Raw genomic sequence first — 18,799 nt, 5'->3', positions numbered from 1 at the left:
AGTATAACCGAGTCACTGCCCAGACCCAAAACGCAGACAGGGAATCCGGCAAAGCCGAGTACATGAACATTGCAAGCAGCCTGATAGCAGTCCTTCTATACTTCTTTGCCACTGGCGCGCAGGCGAGGCGCCTTCGCCTTGGCAACGGCCAACAACTCAGCCGCGGCGCACTGTGCTTCGGCGCGATAGCTATTACAGCCCATTTTGTGGCAGCGGTAAGCGCCATTGCCACCCCCATGGGCGCAGACCTGGGGCTGTCGCAGCTGTTTTCGCTCCTCACCGGCCTGATTTGCGCGATCACTCTCGGGGCCAGTCTTCGCCGACCAATACACAACCTACTGCTGGCGCTGTTCCCCCTGGCCATTCTCGCCATTACTCTGGAGTTACTTCTCCCGGGTCAGCAAGTTGGCGAAAAGCACTCTGCAGGCATGTACAGCCACATTATTTTATCAATATTGGCGTACAGCATGCTCACCATCGCCGCCGTTCAGGCGCTGGTGCTGGCCAGCCAGGACCGCATGCTGCGCCAGCACCAGCTTCGCGGCTTGCCCAGCTTTATGCCGCCACTGCAAACCATGGAGAGCATGTTGTTTGAGCTGGTTGCCGCGAGCTTCCTGCTGCTAACGGCGGCCATTGGCACCGGCGTGGTATTCGTCGATGACCTGTTAGGTCAGAACCTTGCCCATAAAACGCTGTTTTCCATCATGGCATGGCTGCTGCTCGGCGTGCTTATTGGTGGGCGGCTCGCCCTCGGCTGGCGTGGCCGCACAGCGATTCGCTGGACACTGTGGGCCTTCGCCTTCCTGCTACTGGGTTATCTTGGCACCAAAATCGCCCTGAGCTTGATTACCAGCCCCTAACTTATGAGCCTGGCGGCTTGTGCTGCAGGCGGTTTTTCTTCAAGATTGGCACTGATTTTTTTCTCGGGAGTTTAGGGCTTTTTGAACGAGGCACCGCTGGGTCTTTTATTTGGAATATTGGCCGCGCTGATCTTCTTTTCTGGTTTCTTCTCCGGTTCTGAAACTGGAATGATGTCCCTGAACCGCTACCGCCTGCGCCACAAAGTGAAAACTGGCCACCGCGGTGCCCGGCGCGCTGCACGCTTGTTGGAAAACCCCGACAGCCTGATCAGTACAATATTGATCGGCAACAACCTCATCAACAATCTTGCCGCTGCGCTCGCCACCGTGCTCGCGATTCGTCTCTATGGCGACAACGCCGTTGTTCCCGCGTCTATTTTGCTGACCCTGGTCTTCCTGATTTTTGCCGAGATCATCCCCAAGACTATTGCCGCGTATAAATCTGAAATGGTGGCCTATACCGTCAGCCATATCTTGCTACCGCTGCGCAGCCTGCTGTTCCCGGTAATCTGGTTAGTTAGCCATATCACCCATATGGTGCTGCGCATGACGGGCGTTGAGAAGAATGACGGCAGCGAACACATCGGTATGGAGGAGCTGCGGACCATCGTCGGCGATGCCGGCCACCTGATCCCGAAACACCACCGCGGCATGCTCCTGAATATTTTGGACCTAGAACTCATCACCGTGGACGACATTATGATCCCGCGCAATGAGGTCTACGGCATTGATATTGAAGCCGACACGACGGCTATCATCGAAAAGCTGCGCGACGCCGAGTTTACCCGCATTCCGGTGTATCAAAACGACATTGATAATGTTGTCGGCATTCTCCATCAGCGGGACATCATTAACAGCGTTGATGAGCACGGCAAAGTACAGCGCGACCGCCTGCTACGCGCCCTCCGCGCGCCCTACTTCATTCCGGAAGGCACGCCCCTGCACACCCAGCTATTTAACTTTCAAAAACAAAAGCGGCGCATGGGCATTGTTGTCGACGAGTACGGCGTGATGCAGGGCATTGTCACGCTAGAGGATTTGCTTGAAGAGATTGTCGGCGAGTTCACGTCCAACCTCAGCACTGACACCGACGACATCACCCACCAAAGCGATGGCACATTTGTGATCGACGGCACCACCACCGTGCGGGACATTAATAAAACCCTCAAGTGGGAGCTGCCCACCGACGGCCCTAAAACACTGAACGGCCTGCTATTGGAAACGCTGGAGAGCTTCCCAGAGGCAATGGTAGGGGTTACGGTTGAGGGCTACTGCTTTGAAATTATGGAAATGAAGGGCAACCTGATTCAGCTGGTAAGAGCCTACCCGAAAGGTCGCAACCGTCGGCGCGCATAGCGCCGACAATTAGCCGTAGCGTTCCTTACAGCGCGCATTGGCCATACGGATAATCTCTCGGCGCTGCGCATCATTTACCGACGACCACTCGCGAATTTCGTCCACCGTTCGGTAACAGCCCAGACAGACATCTTGCTCATCCAGTGCGCACACCGAGACACAGGGCGACTTGACTGGGGCTTCTGATGGTTCAGAACTCATCGTTAAATTCCTCGCCGTCACACTTTGCCGACGCCAAGCTCTGGGGCCGCAACTCGCTGAGAAAACGCTGACCATTCTCCACATAATGCTGAGCCGAGAGCGCCAGGGTTGCCTGCTCCACGTCGCTCAGTGCGCGCTTAACCTTCGCCGGCATTCCCATCACGAGCGAACCGTCGGGTATTTCCATACCCTCTGTCACCAGCGCATTGGCACCAATCAGGCAGTTTTTTCCGACTTTGGCGCCGTTGAGAACCACTGCATTCATGCCGATTAAACTGCCATCGCCAATCGTGCAGCCGTGCAACATGACCTTGTGGCCAACCGTCACATCCTTGCCAATACTCATCGGAAAACCGTGGTCGGTGTGCAGAATACTGCCATCTTGAATATTGCTGCCAGCACCAATGCGAATCTGTTCGGTGTCTCCGCGGATCACCACATTGAACCAAATGCTTACATTATGGCTCAGCACAACATCGCCAATCAGCGATGCATTGTCCGCCACAAAGTGACCATTACCGAGCATTTTGACTCGACGGTCACCCAGTTCATACAACATAGCTACTCTCTCGGCCCACTACAGGCCATCCACTGTTTCGGTGACATCAAAGGCCGGCTCTTCGTATGGGTGAGCACGTCGCAAGGCGTGAACCACATTCTTAAGCGCCGAGGCCTCGCACACCATTTCTACGCGATATTCGGGTACAACCTCTAATTTCCCCGACTCGCCGATATACGGCTGGGCAGCGCTACCAGGCTTGAATTGACCATAGCCCAGCGTCTGCCAACAGCAGTGTTCATACTCGCCCTGGCGCCCCGCACCGGCAGCGAAAACCGCGTCTTTCACCCCCTCCAAATGCGAGACGGGGACAAAAAACACCAGCTTATACATCCGCCCTACCATCCTGACTTGCGTAGAATTCCTCGGCAAACTCGGCCAAGCGGCCTTGCTCTATTGCCTGGCGAATTGCCGCCATATGGTTTTGATAGTACCGCAGGTTATGAATGGTGTTGAGCTGGGCGCCCAATATTTCCCGGCATTTATCCAAATGATGAAGGTAGGCTCGGGAAAAATTTTGGCAGGTATAGCAGTCACAATTCGCATCGAGCGGCTGGTCGCTGTGGCGATGAACCGCGTTGCGAATCTTAATGACTCCCGTTGAAGTGAACAGGTGGCCATTGCGGGCATTGCGGGTTGGCATCACACAGTCAAACATGTCGACACCGCGCATCACGGCTTCAAGAATGTCGGAGGGCTTGCCAACGCCCATCAGGTAGCGGGGCTGCTGCTCTGGTAGATGATCCGCAAGACTATCCAAGACTTTGAGCATTTCCTCTTTGGGCTCGCCAACCGACAGCCCGCCGATGGCATAGCCATCAAAGCCAATGTCCTGAAGACCCGCCAGGGATTCGCGGCGCAACTCGGGGTACATGCCACCCTGGATGATCCCAAATAAGGCGGCATCATTGCCCTCGTGGGCGCTTTTACTGCGCCCTGCCCAGCGCAATGACAGCTCCATAGAGCTGCGCGCTTCCGCTTCTGTTGCAGGGTACGGCGTGCACTCATCGAAGATCATGACGATATCGGAGCCCAACTCGCGCTGCACTTCCATTGAGCGCTCCGGATCCATGTACACCTTGCTGCCATCGACTGGCGACTGGAAAGACACGCCCTCTTCACTAATTTTGCGCAGCTTGCCCAAGCTCCATACCTGAAAGCCACCCGAGTCAGTCAGTATCGGCCCTTCCCAACCAATAAAGTCATGCAAATCACCGTGGGCTTTTACCACCTCTGTACCGGGGCGCAGCATCAAGTGAAAGGTATTGCCTAATATGATTTCCGCACCGATTTCATGGATATCCCGCGGCAGCATTCCTTTTACCGTGCCGTAGGTACCTACCGGCATAAAGGCAGGCGTTTGCACCTTGCCGCGCGGAAAGCTTAATTCGCCGCGTCGCGCCAGGCCATCTTGCGCACTGCGACTAAACTGCATTCGGCAGTCATCGCGACCGCTGCCAGCATCAGAGGGAGAAGAGGCATCAGTCATTTAGGGACTCCTGCTGCAAAGTGGGGAAAACCAGCATGGCATCACCATAACTGAAAAAGCGATAACGCTCGGCCACCGCTTCGCGATAGGCCGCCATCACCGGCGCCTGACCAGCTAAGGCGCTGACCAGCATAATGAGCGTGGACTCCGGAAGGTGGAAGTTGGTAAACAAGGCATCCACGCTCTTAAACTGATAGCCAGGGTAGATAAAAATTCGGCTATCACCGGAAAATGCCGCAATTTCACCACCCTGGGAAGCGCTCTCTAAGCTGCGCACGCTGGTGGTGCCCACGGCGACCACACGCCCGCCGCGGGCGCGAGTTGCCCTGACCTGCTCGGCGACGGCGGCCGACACTTCAATATACTCGGCGTGCATTTCGTGATCGCGAATGTCATCTGCGCGCACCGGCTGAAAGGTTCCCGCCCCGACATGCAGCGTCACAAAGGCTTGTTCAACGCCCTTTGCCTTACATGCCGCGAGAAAGTCCTCGGTAAAATGCAGACCCGCCGTCGGCGCGGCTACCGCACCATCGCGTTTAGCGTACACCGTCTGGTAGCGCTGCTGATCCTCTGCGTCGTCCGCACGGTCGATATAAGGCGGCAACGGCATGTGGCCATAGGTATTGAGTTGCTCTAACAACGGCGCATCAAAGCACAACTCAAACAAGGCACCTTGGCGGCCAAGCACCTCAACCGCATCACTGCCAACTGGCGCCTCCGCATCCTCAGCCAGGAACAAGCGGCTGCCCGCCTTCGGCGATTTGCTCGCCCGTATATGGGCCAGGGCATGGTGTTCATCGATCAAGCGCTCGATCAATATCTCAATGCGCCCACCTGATTCCTTTGCGCCAAATAGCCGCGCGGGAATCACTCTGGTGTCGTTAAATACCAGCAAATCCCCCTCGCGCAGATAGTCGAGTAAATCAGGAAACTGCCGGTGCTCGAGCCTGCCGTCACCCTGTAACACCAACAGGCGACTCCCGTCGCGCTGCTGGGCAGGATAACGCGCAATCAGTTCATCAGGCAGATCAAAATAAAAGTCGCGGCGCTGCATACTCTCGATCACTAAAAATAAAGGCCGCAAGATTAACGGAAATCGCTGTCGGACTCCATTCATCGACATTTAGCGCGAAAACCGCAATTTTTTTAGTCGATGGATTGACCGATTAAACAAGGCTGCTATAATCCCGCCTCCTCAATGCCAGAGTGATGAAATTGGTAGACATGAGGGATTCAAAATCCCTTGCCTTCACGGGCGTGCCGGTTCGAGTCCGGCCTCTGGTACCATCTCTTCCTAAGTTAGCTAATAAACATAGCCAACTTATTCATAAGTAGAAAAAACCAAGAAAGATTCGGCCTTTGCTTTCGCTGCTTTGCGAATCTTCTTTAACCCTCTAGTCCGATCACTACGTACTTGATTTGTTTTCTGCTCTCCTATCAAGAAGTAGCCACTAGTCGCGTCGTAAAAATATAGAGGCAGATTGTCCACTGGCGTGTCCTCAGAAGCGAACACTTGAAGTCGCTCTGTGCCAAACGGCGGCGAAACTTCGAACTCGCCCAACGACACCCACCTGTTCACTTGCTCGGCAGATACATATTGAACAAATTGCTCGCGACCATTGCCATAAGAAACCGGCAATAAATACTGTATGTCTCTGCCACTTTCGGCACTATAACCGACCACATAAAAATAACCGGGACGATTTAGCTTCACTAAAAGCTCCAGCGAGTCCCCTGCCTCAAAAGCCAAATTCCGCATACCTTTATTTGTGGCCACCGCAACCGAAAAATCGCCAGAGACAGCTAAACCTTTGCGCAATAGCTGGTCGAAATCTATTGAACTGGGCTCGGTCTCATAGGTGGAATACGCCGCTGGAAGCAGATGAATTTGCTTTACTTGCACAGTGCTATTGCCCTGCAGATCGACTAGTTCGTAACTAAGGTCCATACCCTTATCGGTCACCATATAACTGCCAAGCAGTTTATAGCGCGGTGCCTGCTTTTTTAGTCTGGCGCCTAGCTGCGTCTCAAGCTCCTTGAGAAATGCGCGCCCAAATGGGGTCAACTCTTGCGAATCCGGCGTAAACGGCGGCGCGACGCTCACATTCGCTTCTGCAACGTCGTCAACAATCAGCGCAGCGGCAGCGCGCAACGACGAGACATTAAAGCGCGCTGACGACTGCCATTTTTCCACAACCGAGGCGATATCACGGTGGTTGAACTCGGAGCCCAAGCCCAGAAATCCAGCGACGCGGCGAAGCTTTTGATAATTATTCAAGGCTGTGGCCAAAGCTTTTCCAGCGGGGTACTTCGCATCGGCGCTTGCTGATTGATAGCGGACGAAGTCATCACGTAGCCCAATTTCAGATTGCGCCAGGGCGCTTTGGTAGCGTGGCCGTGCGGCCTCAGAGTCAAATACTGCGTGACACTCGTACTCCTTACTCGTGGCCTCGCAGCTAACGGGAACCTGCAAAAGGGGAATATCCGTCTCTGAAATCGAGCGTTGGGAAAAACTACTACCCTCATAGCTTTGCCGAACTTCGGTTGTGGACTCCACTCGCACAAAGAGCTGCTGAGCCAAATCAACATATGCAAGCTGCACCGCCCTCTCCCGGGAGTCGCTATAACCGACCCCAACCATCTCTTGTGCATAGCTGCCATGAACGCAGAACAGCGTGATCCATACTGATATAAAAGAAATCTGTTTACGCCGGTCAGCCATCATCATTGCTATCACCTTAAAATCAGTCATATTGCCCCGTTAGCTGGAAGGCTGCCCAGTAGTATGGGTGCCTATACTCTCCACCCTTCAATGCCAACTGCGCCTGCCGCAACGCTGCGCTCTTCCCCTGCTCCGGCAAACTTTGATAAAAGGCCTGCATCAGCTGATTGGTCGCCGCATCGCTTACCTTCCACAAACTGGAGACGATCGACTCCGCCCCCGCGTACAGAAAACCGCGGGTAAAACCGATCACATCGTCGCCGCCAGTAACTTCTCCGAGCGCAGTCTCGCAGGCCGAGAGCGTGACCAGATCCGCATTTAGCCGCAAATCAAATAACTCTGCGACCGATAACAACCCATCGTCCCGATCACTCGCCGAAAGCAGTAAAGCCGAAGCCATCGGGTCTTCGGCGTTAAAAATACCGTGGGACGCGATGTGTAAGTATCGATAATTTCCAGCATTAGCCTTCAGCAGGGTCTCGCTGGCGTTTTTACGCAGCAAAACATTGGTATCGGGGCGCATCTGACCGAGATTAATAGCCTCAACCTCGGCTCCTGGCAGGTCCATCGAGGCATCGTCTAGATCAGGGTTACCCAGCACCAACATACGACGGTTTTCGCTTTGCGAGTCTTTATTCAAAAATTGGAGAACCGAGGCACTTGGCAAGACGCGAACTTCAAAGTGCTCGAGCAAATAACGCTCACCGTCGTACAAGGCTGCAAAAGGCAGGTAATGCAGTGTTCCATGAGGGACAACTGTAAGGCGTTTAAAACCTTGTATAGCATCTTCTACGGGCTGCACTAGGCTGACGTACAACTGGTGGCTGCTGCGCTCAAACTGGGTGGAGTTGGGGTTTTGCAAATCACTGCGCAGCGCCGCTACTTGGGTGTCGAGGTTAGTGACCGGCAGCTTGGCCGCAGACACACCTTGACGGCTAAGGATAAACACCCAGAGATCGTCACCCTCGCCAAAGTATTCCAACAGGCCTTCGCCCTCCTGCAAGGAGGATTGCAGTTGGGCAATACGCGGCGAGGTCACAGTCCGCAATGAGGTAAATTCCGGCGCCATTTCTTGAAGGCTGTTCTGGTATTTACGCAGCAATCCTCGGGTGACTGAACGCTGACTATCATCATTCAGATTAATCGCCGTGAGAGAGGTCTCCGCATCGTTAATAGAGGCGAGAAGTTCTTGCAGTTGATCGCTACCTTGCAGCTCAGGTTGTGCGTCACGGGAGGCCAACAAATCAATGAGCGCCCGTGCCTTTGCACGCTCCGCATATTCTATTGCGCGATCAGCTCGGTCTCGCGTTACATACAGCGCGACCAAATCGCGATACACCGAGAGCTTGTCATTGACGAAACCCAGTTTGGAGGTATCCAGCGATAGACTCGAGCGCTGCGCTTCAAGCAGCTCAACCGCTTCGCTCAGTACGCTGATGGCAATGTCGTCGTTGCCTGCGGATAACTGTAGCCGACCGTATTCTTGCAGTGCGGCAAATTTCAGACCGCCAAATACATCAATAAATTCATGCTGCAATAATTGCTGATAGCAGGACTCAGCACTTTTTGCCTTCAACTTGTACAGGGTGTGGCACATCATCGCTTCGCTTTCCAAGCTGAAGTACCGATCCCACTTATCGGTTGATGCACCCGTCAACGCGCCCACTAAATAGTAGGCTGGATTGAGCTTCATCATTGCCTCGTAGAGCAGTTTATCGGTCTTGGCCTCCTCATTGGTTAGCGTATTAAGCGCCGAGATATAATCCCCAATCGCAATATACCCTCTGGCCAACCAAGCACGTTTTTCAGGCTCCATATAGCTAACTAACATGCCGCTCACGTCAACCGCTGATAGCTCTTGCAAATACTCCCGCGCGGCACCAGTGGAGCCATACAGCCCCTCATAGACGGCCGCAACACCGAGTACGAGCGGGGCTAGTTGGGCACGCCCGTGGTCGATATACTTAACTTCATTGAGGATAAAAGCACCGGGCTGACCACGCACAGCATTGACGGCAGGTTCTAAGTACACCGGCACCATCGCAATCTGGGCACGACTCAAAGCCGCTTCGGCTTTAAGGCCACTAATAAGCGCAGTCGTATAATCACGAGAACTCTGGTCATATCCCATAGGATTCCTAGACATCAAGCGACCATCAGCAACATGATGCATTTCCATCTGAGCAATACAATGATCAAAGCCTTTGAAGTTATGGACCTTCACTAAATTCATGCATAAATTTCGTACACCATTCATATGCAATTCAGCATAATCATGCTGATAATTTCCGGCGATCGCATTTTCGCGCCCCCACTGACCGGACAAATCAAAGCCCGCACAGCCGCCTATAGCAATTACCGGCAACAAGAGCAAGGGTTTGAATAAATTCCGTGCAAAGTTATGCATAAAGATGCCTTATTGTCTGCGCCCAACGAACTACCATCAGCAGTTTACCCTAGCGGCGTTATTGCGCGTTTGTTAAAAAAACGGCTCTCATCGACGCGACATGATGCAGCGAGCCATCGCTTCCCCTTGGTCGCACCATTAAGTACGCCTCCACCTACTAACAAGCCCCGATATAGCAACCGATAAAAACAACCGCTCACTAGATACGCCTCGCAAGGACTTTGCAAGCATAACGGTGGCTATTACACTGCGGCTCTTGTTTTATTTAGTCATTACAATAAGGAACGACGGACACATGTCGGCCAATACTGCCTCATCGCAATTGCTTCGCCTAAGTCGGGCGCTACAGGAAAGTCTAGAACTCAGCATTGACGTTAACGCCGATGCGGAGCGGCTCGCTGAACTTGCCAGCCAGGTGGAAGCGCTGAACGATCAGCTCAGTGCTCACCAGGGCGAGAAGATCATGCCCTATTTCAATATGGAGTTTGGTGATGAGCTGCGCGAGGCCCTGCCCTACGGCCCCGCCACCGGCCGCTACAATGCGTACTCTCCCGATATGGAAGTTGTGGTAGAGAATGACCGCGTAGTCAGTGATATCTGCTTTGGCAAACGTCACGAGGGCCCGCCAAATAGCGTGCACGGCGGCGTGACGAGCCTGGTTTTCGACCAATTGCTGGCCTTTGCCTGCCTGCGCAATGGCACCCCGGGCTATACCGCATCGCTGAAGGTCAATTACCGGCGCCCTGTCCCGCTATACAAAACGCTGCGCTTCGACACGTGGCTGGAAGATATCGGTGAGCGCAAAATTATCGCCCACGGTGAGTGCCGTGATGGCGACGACGTACTTGCCTCATCTGAAGGCTTGTTTATCCGAATCGTGTAATATTCACCCTGCTACTAGCCACCCTGACACTAACGGGATCGAACCGAATGAATCTTGTAAGACTGCGCCCACTAAGCCTGCTGCTGGCAGGCATGAGCCCTCTACTCTGGGCGGATCAGGCACCAAGCACCAGCACAACGATGGAGCAAGTGTCCGTTACGGCTAGCCGAACCGAGCGCGACCCGCAGGATTTAAGCGTCGCTATCAGCGTGATAGACCAAGACAGCCTCGACCGAATCGGTCATACCCACATTAGCGAGCTACTGAGCCGTGCGCCGGGGGTGTGGATAAGCCGCGGCAACGGTCAGGAACACCTCACCGCGATTCGCTCCGGGGTGCTCACAGGCGCGGGAAGTTGTGGCGCGTTCTACTTCGCTGAAGACGGTATCCCGCTGCGCGGCCCTGGCTTCTGCAACGTCAACCAACTTTTTGATGTAAACAGCGAACAAGCGGCCCGCATTGAGGTGATTCGCGGCCCCGGTACTGCCGTGCACGGCAGCAACGCCCTCAATGGCGTTATCAACGTTGTCAGCCGGGCGCCCAGCGATACACCAGAAACGCAGATCGCCGCGGAAGGCGGTCCCAATGACTACGGCCGTCTCAAGTTTAGCCATAGCAACACCGTGGGCAAGCACGGCTATCGCATTAGCGCACACGGCAGCAGCGATGGCGGTTACAAAGATGATTCTGGCTATGACCAGCAAAAGCTGTCGCTACGCCACAACTACAGCGGCGCAGTCTGGTCGGTGCAGTCGCTGCTATCCGCGGCAAACTTGCAACAAGAAACCGCGGGATACGTGCTCGGCAAAGACGCCTACAAAGACGACAGCCGCAAGCGTGAAAACCCCAACCCCGACGCATACCGCAATAGCAAAAATGTGCACTTTTACAGCCGTTTTGAACGCGATGGCACCCAGGACAGCCACTTTGTAGTCACGCCGTATCTGCGCTACACCGATATGAGCTTTCTACAGCATTTTCTTCCCGGCACCCCGCTTGAAGAAAATGGCGAGCGCAGCGTCGGTGTGCAAACGGCGTTCTACCAGCAAAGCAGCGACAAACTTACCCTGCACAACGGCTTTGACATGGAACTGAGCCAAGCCTACCTGGAGCAGCAGCAGGACAGCGCCGGCTTTGGCCCTTTCCCCCAGGGAAAACACTACGACTACGAAGTCGATGCCCGCTATTTCGCTTGGTTTGTTGGCGGTGACTATGAGGTCAGCGATACAACTCGCCTGAACTTCGGCGGGCGTTACGATATTCAGTTTTACGACTACGACAACCGCATGATTAGCGGCAACACCGCCGACGATGGCACCCCCTGTGCAACGGGCAACGGTGCCTGTCGCTACGCGCGGCCAGACGACCAAAGCGAACGTTTTAGAAATTGGTCTTTCCACGGCGGAGTGGTCCACCAGTTAAACGCCCATCACAGCTTTACCGCCAACCTCGCCCACGGCTTTCGGGCGCCTCAGGCCAGTGAACTCTATCGCCTGCAAAATCAGCAGCTCACATCCAAACTGGAGGAGGAGCTGCTGAATAGTGCAGAGATCGGACTGCGCGGCGAGTGGCAGAATTTCAGCTATCGAAGTGCGGTGTACTGGCTGCAAAAAGACGACGTCATTATTCAAGACAGCAACCGCCAGAATATAAACGGCGGGCGCACAGAAAGCCGAGGCCTGGAACTTGAAGTGAACTGGGCGCTCACCGAGCAGCTGCTTTGGCGCCTGCAAGGCAGCTACGGCAAGCACCAGTACGACAACGATGCACTGACCAAAGCCGGCAACGAACTCGACACTGCCCCACGTCAGCTCGCCAGCACACAACTCATCTGGCAGGCCACCCCAAGCACGGTGCTCAGCCTTGAAGCCGTGCACCAGAGTGAGTACTTCCTCGAAGCCGACAACCGCTTCCGCTACCCCGGGCATACACTGCTTCATGCTCGCTGGGTGCAGCACTACGGTGAGCACGTCTACAGCGTGGTACGGGTAAATAACATTGAGGATGTCGACTACGCAGAGCGCGCCGACTATGCGTTTGGCAACTACCGTTACTTTATCGGCGAGCCCCGCAGCGTCTTTGTTGAGCTTGGCGTCAATTTCTAGCCCCAATAGCCTGGGCAGGGTCTTACCCTGCCTAGGTATAACTCCATAGCTACGCTGCGGCTTACCCAAACACAGCGAGACCCAGGTCACCTTCCCGCGCTTCCCGTATTTTCTCTGTTCGGCAATTTCGCAATAGTCAGTAACCAGCGACACCGCGAATTCGGAGAGCAGCGATGACATACACCGCCATATTTACAGCCCTGTTAATACTACTGCTCAGTAGCGCAGCCAGCGCTCAGACTGAACGCGATTTTGCCGGCCAGTCGCTCGATCAGGTTATCGTGACCCCGGAGACCGTACGCTCAGCGATTGTGCCCGCGCAGCGGCTGCCAAAGTTGCAGCTTCGGTCCGACTCGGAGCGCTTCGAGCTCTCGCTGCGCCATCGCAATGGCACAACACTCACCCTCGGCCCCCTGGGCATCTCGCTGTCTGCACGTTTTTAGTGTTGATTTGAGAGCGTCAAGGCGCTGTCCCAGGCCGGGTTTTCACCAATGTGCTCCAACATAAAATCGATAAAAACACGTACCTTCGGAGGCAGGTAGCGCCGCACCGGATACACGGCAAAGATTGACAGCTCCGGGCATTGATAGCCCGCCAATACTGCTTGCAAACGGCCTTCGCAAATATCCTGGGCAACGGCAAAGCTCGGCATTCGCGCAATGCCTCCCCCCTGCACCGCCATCTGTTTGATAGCAAGGCTGTTATTCAGCTCTGCTACCGGGCGCAAACGCACACTCTGGTGACCGTGCTCAGGGTGGGTAAAGTGCCACTCGGTTGACGACTGTTGATGGCGATAACTTAGAATTCGATGCTCTGCTAATCCAGCCACGTCACTCAGCGGGTTCGCTTTTACATACTCTGGAGAAGCCACCAACAGGTGCCGACAGGGCCCCAAGCGCCGTGCCACCATGCTGGAGTCTGCAAGATCGCTAATACGGATAGACACATCAAAGGCCGGTTCAATGAGTTCGACCTTTCGATCATCTAAATTGACCTCCAGATCGAGCTCAGGAAAGCGCTGCTGTAACGCCGGCAGCAAGGGCGAAACATGCATCACCCCAAATGACATTGGCAGGTTTATGCGCAGCAAACCCGCCGGCTCGTCGCGCATAAGCGCGAGGTCTTCTATGGCGGCATCAATCTCCTGCAAACCACCTCGGCACCGTGAATAAAAGCGGCGCCCGGCGTCCGTTAGGCTCAAACTGCGCGTACTGCGATTGAGTAAACGAAGCTGCAAGCGCGCTTCTAGGCGACTCACCTGCTTGCTGACCAGCGACTTGGATATATTCAGCCGTGTTGCCGCTTCGGTAAAACTGCCAGCATCGACCACCTGAGCAAAAACATGGATGTCATCCAGCATAGGCCACCAATTATATTTAATTTGGAAACAATATTATTCCAATAAGGCGGATTATAAAAACAATTGAGCGCGCTAGGCTGGCCACCTGTTTTTACGTCAGGAGACCAAAGCATGAAACGCCTCACCCTACTGCTGCTGTTCGCCGGGTTGCTAAGCCACGCCCACGCAGAACGAGATGTGGGCATAAGCCCATGGGGCGCAACAGATGAAATAGGCCAGCTCAACACCATGAATGCCGAGCAGCGCGCCGCTATTTTTATGCGCCTGACCAGCCAGCGCATCTACGACCTATCGGTGGACTATTACATCGGCATGCCCAGCTGGCAGGCCGCCGGCGACCCGCACTACCGACTGTGGATGACCCACACCCCAGGCGGCACCGTCATTGACGACCCGCTTGAGCAAGGAAAGCAGAAAAACCGCCACGTCAGCTACAGCGGCTCGGCTATTTCCATGTACAGCCACACCGGCACACATATCGACGCACTGAGTCACTTTGGCCTCAATGGCAAAATATGGAACGGTTTCCCCGCGGCGAAATACCTTGGCGATCGCGGCTGGCAACGTGGCGGCGTTGAAAAATTCCCACCCATCATCGCCCGCGGCGTAATGCTGGATATCGCCGCTCTGCACCAACAGGCTGTGCTGCCAGACGGCTACCGCATTACGAAAGGCGACATCCTCGCTAGCCTTGCTCGCCAACGCCTGCAACTGCAGCCAGGCGACGTTGTGCTACTAAGAACCGGCCGCATGCAACGTTACGAGCGCGCCGCGGCCTACATGGACTCTCCGCCCGGACTCGGCCTGGAAGCGGCCAAGTATCTCGCCGAAGACGCCGGCGTAATGGTGGTCGGCGCCGATAACCTCAGTCTGGAAGCCTTTCCCTCTGAGCTCGACAGCGACTATGTCCCCGTGCACACCTACCTGCTTGCACAACGCGGGGTTCCCATTATCGAACTCGCCTACCTTGAGGAGTTGGCAAAGGACCGGGTGTACGAGTTCGCATTCATCGCGGCCGGGCTGCGACTGCGCGGCGCCGATGCGGCCCCTCTTCGCCCCATCGCGATCCCTCTACTGCCCCAGAGCAAGGAGCACTGATATGTCCACCCCCTCTCTCAACACCCCAGCGGATATGCTGCCCGCCATTGAACGGCGCTGGTCTCCGCGCGCGTTTTCAGACCGCGGCGTGGACCATAAGCAAATACTGTCGATGATTTCAGCGGCTGCCATGGCCCCGTCGGCCTATAACAGCCAGCCCTGGCGGTTCGTCTACAGCCTGCGCAACGACGAATACTGGCAAAGCTTTGTTTCGGTGCTCGACGAATTCAATCGCAGCTGGGCGCAACAGGCCTCCGCACTGATCCTGATCGCATCAACACCTGAGCATCAAAGTGGCGGGAAAACTCGCGCTCTGCCCTACCACCAATTTGACTGTGGCGCGGCATGGATGCAGCTGGCACTGCAAGCGGAGCACCTTGGCCTGCAAACGCATGCCATGGCAGGTATCCACCGCGAGCGGGCCGTTTCTGCACAGTTGCTCCCCAATCACTGGCAGCTGCAGGTCGCGGTAGCAGTAGGCTATTTAGGTCAAGCTAACGACTTACCCGCGACGCTGCGCAACCAGGAGACACGGCGCCCGCGCTTACCCCTGTCAGCAATCGCCTACGCCGGACGCCGCGCTACGGAGGTGTCCTGAAATGGAAGGGGCCCAACAGTCGCCGCAAAAATTGGACGCCTCGCGGCTACTCCTGATGTCCGGATCCTTGATTGGCCTCAGCTTTCCGATGGCAAAGATGGCATCGGCTAACGGCTTGAGCCCGCTTTTTTGGGCCATGCTCACGTCCCTTGGCGCCGTCATAGCCCTGCTTCCTGCGCTCTGGTTACAGGGCCGTTTACAGCGCCCACGCGGCCAGCACCTGCGCTACTGCCTTATCGCCGGGCCACTCAGTTTTGCTGCACCGAACCTATTGCTGGTAATCAGTGTGCCGCACAGTGGGGCGGGCTATACAGGATTGATGTTTGCCCTGTCACCGCTGTTCACACTCGTTTTTGCCGCGCTATTGCGCCAGCAAACCACTAGCGGTCTCGGCGTATTGGGCGTGGTGTTAGGTTTGTTGGGCGCCGCGGTGGTCAGCATCTCGCGCGGCAGCGCCGTCGATGCGCCCGAGCTGGGATATATGCTGCTGGCATTGTGTATTCCGATGCTTCTTGCCGCGGGAAATATCTACCGCAGCTGGGACTGGCCACCCGGCGCCGCGGCAGACGAGCTCGCTCTGTGGAGCCACGGTTTTGCCAGCCTCAGCTACTTGCTTCTACTTATCACTACCAGTGGACCACAAAGCCTTTTTCAGTTTGGTTTGGCACCGGCACTAAGCAGCGCGCAGTTACTGATTGCTGCAGCAACTGCGCCGCTGATATTCCGATTGCAGCAACGCGGCGGCCCCGTACTGCTCAGCCAGCTGGGCTACGTGGCGGCCTCAGTCAGCATGCTGATATCCGCCTCGTTACTTGGCGAGCAATACCCGCCAGGGGCGTGGGCAGGTGCCGCTGCAATCGCGCTGGGCATTGTCATCAGCAGCGCAGCGGCTAAACGCCACGCATCATTAGCCGAAGCGTGACAAACCCACCGCACCGCGCACTTTATCGAGCATCATTGCCGCCTCGGCGCGGGCTTTCTCTGCGCCTTTGGCCAGCTCAGCATCGAGGTAACTGCCGTCGTTGAGCATGGCATCGTAACGCTCGCGCGCCGCAGAAATTTGATCGTTGATCAATTCAAATAACTGCTTTTTGGCCTCGCCCCAGGCAATACCGTTTTCAAACTCGCGGCGCATGTACGCCGTTTGCTCGGCATTGGCAAAGGCCTGCCAAATTTGAAAAACCGTTGAGTCATCTGGGTCTTTGGGCTCACCCGGCTCCAGCAGATTGGTTTTGATTTTATTGATGTGTTTTTTGAGTTTTTTCTCAGGCAAAAACAGCGGAATGGTATTGCCGTAGCTCTTACTCATTTTTCTGCCATCCAAGCCACTGAGCACCGCCACGTCTTCATCGACAACGGCCTCTGGCAGGGCAAATGTTTCACCGTAAATATGGTTAAAACGCTGAGCGATATCGCGCGCCATTTCCAAGTGCTGGGTTTGATCACGCCCCACCGGCACACGCTGCGCGTTAAACATCAGGATATCTGCCGCCATTAACACCGGGTAACAGAACAGCCCCATGGTGACACCGAAATCGGCGTCCTCGCCTTTTTCCTGATTGTCCTGCACCGCCGCCTTATAGGCGTGGGCGCGGTTCATCAACCCCTTGCTCGCCACACAGTTGAGCACCCACATTAACTCCGTGATTTCCGGCACATCAGACTGGCGATAGAAGGTAGTGCGATCCGTATCCAGGCCCAACGCCAGCCACGTAGCCGCAATCTCACGGGCAGACTGATGTACCGCCGCCGGATCCTGGCATTTGATCAACGCGTGATAGTCGGCCAGAAAGAAAAAACTGTCTTGCTCGGTGGACTGACTCTCTGCAATTGCAGGGCGAATTGCCCCAACATAGTTGCCCAAATGCGGCGTGCCAGTGGTGGTAATACCGGTGAGAACCCGGGGCTTGGCCATGATGCTGTCCTGTATTCACGGAAAACGAAAAGCCGCCTATGATACTGACTGCTAGATGCGCTGTCACCGCCGCTTAGCGGCAAAGCGCATCGAAATGACGCTGATACTCCGCGGCGATATACGGCCAATATAAGTCGGAAATATCGGGCGTCTGTAGCGCCCCACTGTGCTTCTCGGCCAGCAATGCAGCCAGTGCCTGACCGGCCGACTCCGCTTCGGCAGCGGGCGCATCCAGGGCGCTGTCGTATAAATACGGCGCATCAAACCACTGCGGGTAACACAAGCGCGCTGGCAACAATGGTCGGCAACCCGCCGCGACAGCCTCCATCACCGCCAAACCCTGAAAATCGTGCAGCGCCGTCGACAGCACCACATCACTGGCGGCCAGAAGTTTTTCGTACTGATCACGGCTTTCCACGTAGCCAAAATGCTCGCAGGCCAGGGACTGGCTGCGGGTAAGCAAGCGTTCAATGTCACTGAAAGCCTTGGGGCGTTTGCGAAACTGTTGGCCAATAATGTGTATATCGATAGGCAAGGCGGCGCGCTCGCAAGCCTGCAATACCAAGAGCAATTGCTCCGGGCCTTTATCGTATTCCCAGCGGTGATTCCACAACACCGACAAGCGCTCGCTCGGCAAGCGCGGCGCGGCTGGTGCTGGCGGCGCAATACCCACTGGCAGCACCTCGCTGTCGCTAAGCCGGGTCATCACCTCACTGCGCGGGCTGAAGTCCGGCAACTTAGCCAACAGCCTATCGGCGCCCTCGATAAACGTTTGGCGGTTATAGTCGCTATTGAACAGCACCTTGTCTGCCGCCAGGGCGGTGTACAAATTTAGCATCTGAGGTTCAACGCCCTGTCGCTGCTGCGCGCTCACAGGGTAGGCGAACTGGTTCTCGTGGAAATACACCAGCGTCGGTAAGCGGCAAAGCGACGGGCATAAGCCTCGCAGAGCAGATAAATCGGTCATCGATGTGGCGACCAGCAGATCGTAGTCAGCATTTAGCAGTTCACTTTGCAGCATTGCCCAACTCAGGCTATTACCGCGTAATCGCCAACTAAAATGGCGTGGCGGCAGCGTCAGCACCGTCCACTGATGTGCTGGCATCGCCGTCACCAGGCCGTCAGCCCAGGCTTTGTGGCTATTCGCGTGGTAGGCCGACAATAGCAAGATCCGCACAGTTTCCCCTCACATTACAAAATCGTCGAAAGTATACTCGTTGACCCGACTACAGTGCTGCACTACCCT

At 55.5% G+C, this 18,799-nt stretch carries 18 protein-coding genes and 1 tRNA gene; 9 read left to right on the top strand and 10 right to left on the bottom strand.

The genetic code is table 11. From position 1 onward, the window contains the following. Positions 1-62: 62 nt before the first annotated feature. Both B3K78_RS07355 and B3K78_RS07350 read left to right on the top strand, forming a co-directional pair. The gene (locus tag B3K78_RS07355; protein WP_286694922.1) at positions 63-860 is read left to right on the top strand and encodes a cytochrome C assembly family protein; all 798 of its coding nucleotides are present in this window, start codon (positions 63-65) and stop codon (positions 858-860) included. Between the two features lie 81 nt (positions 861-941). Continuing rightward, positions 942-2,216, top strand: a complete 1,275-nt coding sequence (locus B3K78_RS07350) for an HlyC/CorC family transporter (protein WP_286694921.1) — start codon at positions 942-944, stop codon at positions 2,214-2,216. Between the two features lie 9 nt (positions 2,217-2,225). On the opposite strand, the gene B3K78_RS07345 is transcribed toward B3K78_RS07350, so the two are convergent. Genes B3K78_RS07345 through queA form a run of 5 tightly spaced genes read right to left on the bottom strand, consistent with a single transcriptional unit; the run spans position 2,226 to position 5,519 of the window. Further along, positions 2,226-2,417 carry a DUF1289 domain-containing protein gene (locus tag B3K78_RS07345; RefSeq protein ID WP_286694920.1) on the bottom strand — a complete coding sequence of 64 codons (192 nt, stop codon included), beginning with the start codon at positions 2,415-2,417 and terminating at the stop codon, positions 2,226-2,228. Next, on the bottom strand, positions 2,407-2,976 hold the full coding sequence (locus B3K78_RS07340; RefSeq protein ID WP_286694919.1) for a gamma carbonic anhydrase family protein: 570 nt from the start codon (positions 2,974-2,976) through the stop codon (positions 2,407-2,409). The genes B3K78_RS07345 and B3K78_RS07340 overlap by 11 nt, the downstream gene beginning before the upstream one ends. 18 nt (positions 2,977-2,994) lie before the next feature. After that, entirely contained in the window at positions 2,995-3,309 is a 315-nt protein-coding gene (locus tag B3K78_RS07335; RefSeq protein ID WP_286694918.1) for a YqfO family protein, read from the bottom strand. After that, positions 3,302-4,411 carry a tRNA guanosine(34) transglycosylase Tgt gene (tgt, locus tag B3K78_RS07330; protein WP_286695037.1) on the bottom strand — a complete coding sequence of 370 codons (1,110 nt, stop codon included), beginning with the start codon at positions 4,409-4,411 and terminating at the stop codon, positions 3,302-3,304. The genes B3K78_RS07335 and tgt overlap by 8 nt, the downstream gene beginning before the upstream one ends. A 46-nt stretch (positions 4,412-4,457) precedes the next feature. Then, a complete protein-coding gene (queA, locus tag B3K78_RS07325) occupies positions 4,458-5,519 on the bottom strand; it encodes a tRNA preQ1(34) S-adenosylmethionine ribosyltransferase-isomerase QueA (protein WP_286694917.1) in 1,062 nt (353 codons plus the stop codon). A gap of 146 nt (positions 5,520-5,665) precedes the next feature. On the opposite strand from queA, the gene B3K78_RS07320 reads away from it, so the two are divergent. Further along, positions 5,666-5,752 (top strand) — tRNA-Leu (locus B3K78_RS07320). 34 nt (positions 5,753-5,786) lie between these two features. Here the strand turns inward: B3K78_RS07320 and B3K78_RS07315 are convergent. Further along, positions 5,787-7,217 (bottom strand): DUF4384 domain-containing protein, encoded by a 1,431-nt coding sequence (locus tag B3K78_RS07315; RefSeq protein WP_286694916.1) that lies wholly within the window; start codon positions 7,215-7,217, stop codon positions 5,787-5,789. Further along, positions 7,210-9,594 carry a CHAT domain-containing protein gene (locus B3K78_RS07310; protein WP_286694915.1) on the bottom strand — a complete coding sequence of 795 codons (2,385 nt, stop codon included), beginning with the start codon at positions 9,592-9,594 and terminating at the stop codon, positions 7,210-7,212. The genes B3K78_RS07315 and B3K78_RS07310 overlap by 8 nt, the downstream gene beginning before the upstream one ends. A 295-nt stretch (positions 9,595-9,889) precedes the next feature. Between B3K78_RS07310 and B3K78_RS07305 the strand changes: the two genes are divergently transcribed. The 3 genes from B3K78_RS07305 to B3K78_RS07295 all read left to right on the top strand — a co-directional run bounded on the left by B3K78_RS07305 (position 9,890) and on the right by B3K78_RS07295 (position 13,025). After that, positions 9,890-10,477, top strand: a complete 588-nt coding sequence (locus B3K78_RS07305; RefSeq protein WP_204995710.1) for a PaaI family thioesterase — start codon at positions 9,890-9,892, stop codon at positions 10,475-10,477. A gap of 47 nt (positions 10,478-10,524) precedes the next feature. After that, a complete protein-coding gene (locus B3K78_RS07300; protein WP_286694914.1) occupies positions 10,525-12,582 on the top strand; it encodes a TonB-dependent receptor in 2,058 nt (685 codons plus the stop codon). Positions 12,583-12,755: 173 nt separating this feature from the next. Then, complete coding sequence (locus B3K78_RS07295; RefSeq protein WP_286694913.1) at positions 12,756-13,025, top strand: hypothetical protein; 270 nt, start codon at positions 12,756-12,758, stop codon at positions 13,023-13,025. On the opposite strand, the gene B3K78_RS07290 is transcribed toward B3K78_RS07295, so the two are convergent. Continuing rightward, the gene (locus B3K78_RS07290; RefSeq protein ID WP_286694912.1) at positions 13,022-13,942 is read right to left on the bottom strand and encodes a LysR family transcriptional regulator; all 921 of its coding nucleotides are present in this window, start codon (positions 13,940-13,942) and stop codon (positions 13,022-13,024) included. The two genes, B3K78_RS07295 and B3K78_RS07290, sit on opposite strands and share 4 nt — an antisense overlap. Positions 13,943-14,053: 111 nt before the next feature. On the opposite strand from B3K78_RS07290, the gene B3K78_RS07285 reads away from it, so the two are divergent. The 3 genes from B3K78_RS07285 to B3K78_RS07275 are packed head-to-tail and all read left to right on the top strand — an operon-like array spanning position 14,054 to position 16,560. Then, positions 14,054-15,040 (top strand): cyclase family protein, encoded by a 987-nt coding sequence (locus B3K78_RS07285; protein ID WP_286694911.1) that lies wholly within the window; start codon positions 14,054-14,056, stop codon positions 15,038-15,040. A gap of 1 nt (position 15,041) precedes the next feature. Continuing rightward, complete coding sequence (locus B3K78_RS07280; RefSeq protein ID WP_286694910.1) at positions 15,042-15,638, top strand: nitroreductase family protein; 597 nt, start codon at positions 15,042-15,044, stop codon at positions 15,636-15,638. A 1-nt stretch (position 15,639) separates the two neighbouring features. After that, positions 15,640-16,560, top strand: coding sequence for an EamA family transporter (locus B3K78_RS07275; RefSeq protein WP_286694909.1), 921 nt, complete (start codon positions 15,640-15,642; stop codon positions 16,558-16,560). Here the strand turns inward: B3K78_RS07275 and B3K78_RS07270 are convergent. Together B3K78_RS07270 and B3K78_RS07265 are read right to left on the bottom strand one after the other, a co-directional pair. Further along, complete coding sequence (locus B3K78_RS07270) at positions 16,546-17,553, bottom strand: tryptophan--tRNA ligase (protein ID WP_286694908.1); 1,008 nt, start codon at positions 17,551-17,553, stop codon at positions 16,546-16,548. The two genes, B3K78_RS07275 and B3K78_RS07270, sit on opposite strands and share 15 nt — an antisense overlap. Positions 17,554-17,626: 73 nt before the next feature. Further along, a complete protein-coding gene (locus tag B3K78_RS07265) occupies positions 17,627-18,730 on the bottom strand; it encodes a tRNA-queuosine alpha-mannosyltransferase domain-containing protein (protein ID WP_286694907.1) in 1,104 nt (367 codons plus the stop codon). Between the last annotated feature and the right edge of the window lie 69 nt (positions 18,731-18,799).

Origin of the sequence: Spongiibacter sp. UBA1325 (assembly GCF_002306875.1) — a bacterium.
Lineage (GTDB): Bacteria > Pseudomonadota > Gammaproteobacteria > Pseudomonadales > Spongiibacteraceae > Spongiibacter > Spongiibacter marinus.
The sequence above is the reverse complement of the archived record's forward strand: the minus strand, read 5'-3'. Positions and strand labels throughout refer to the sequence as shown.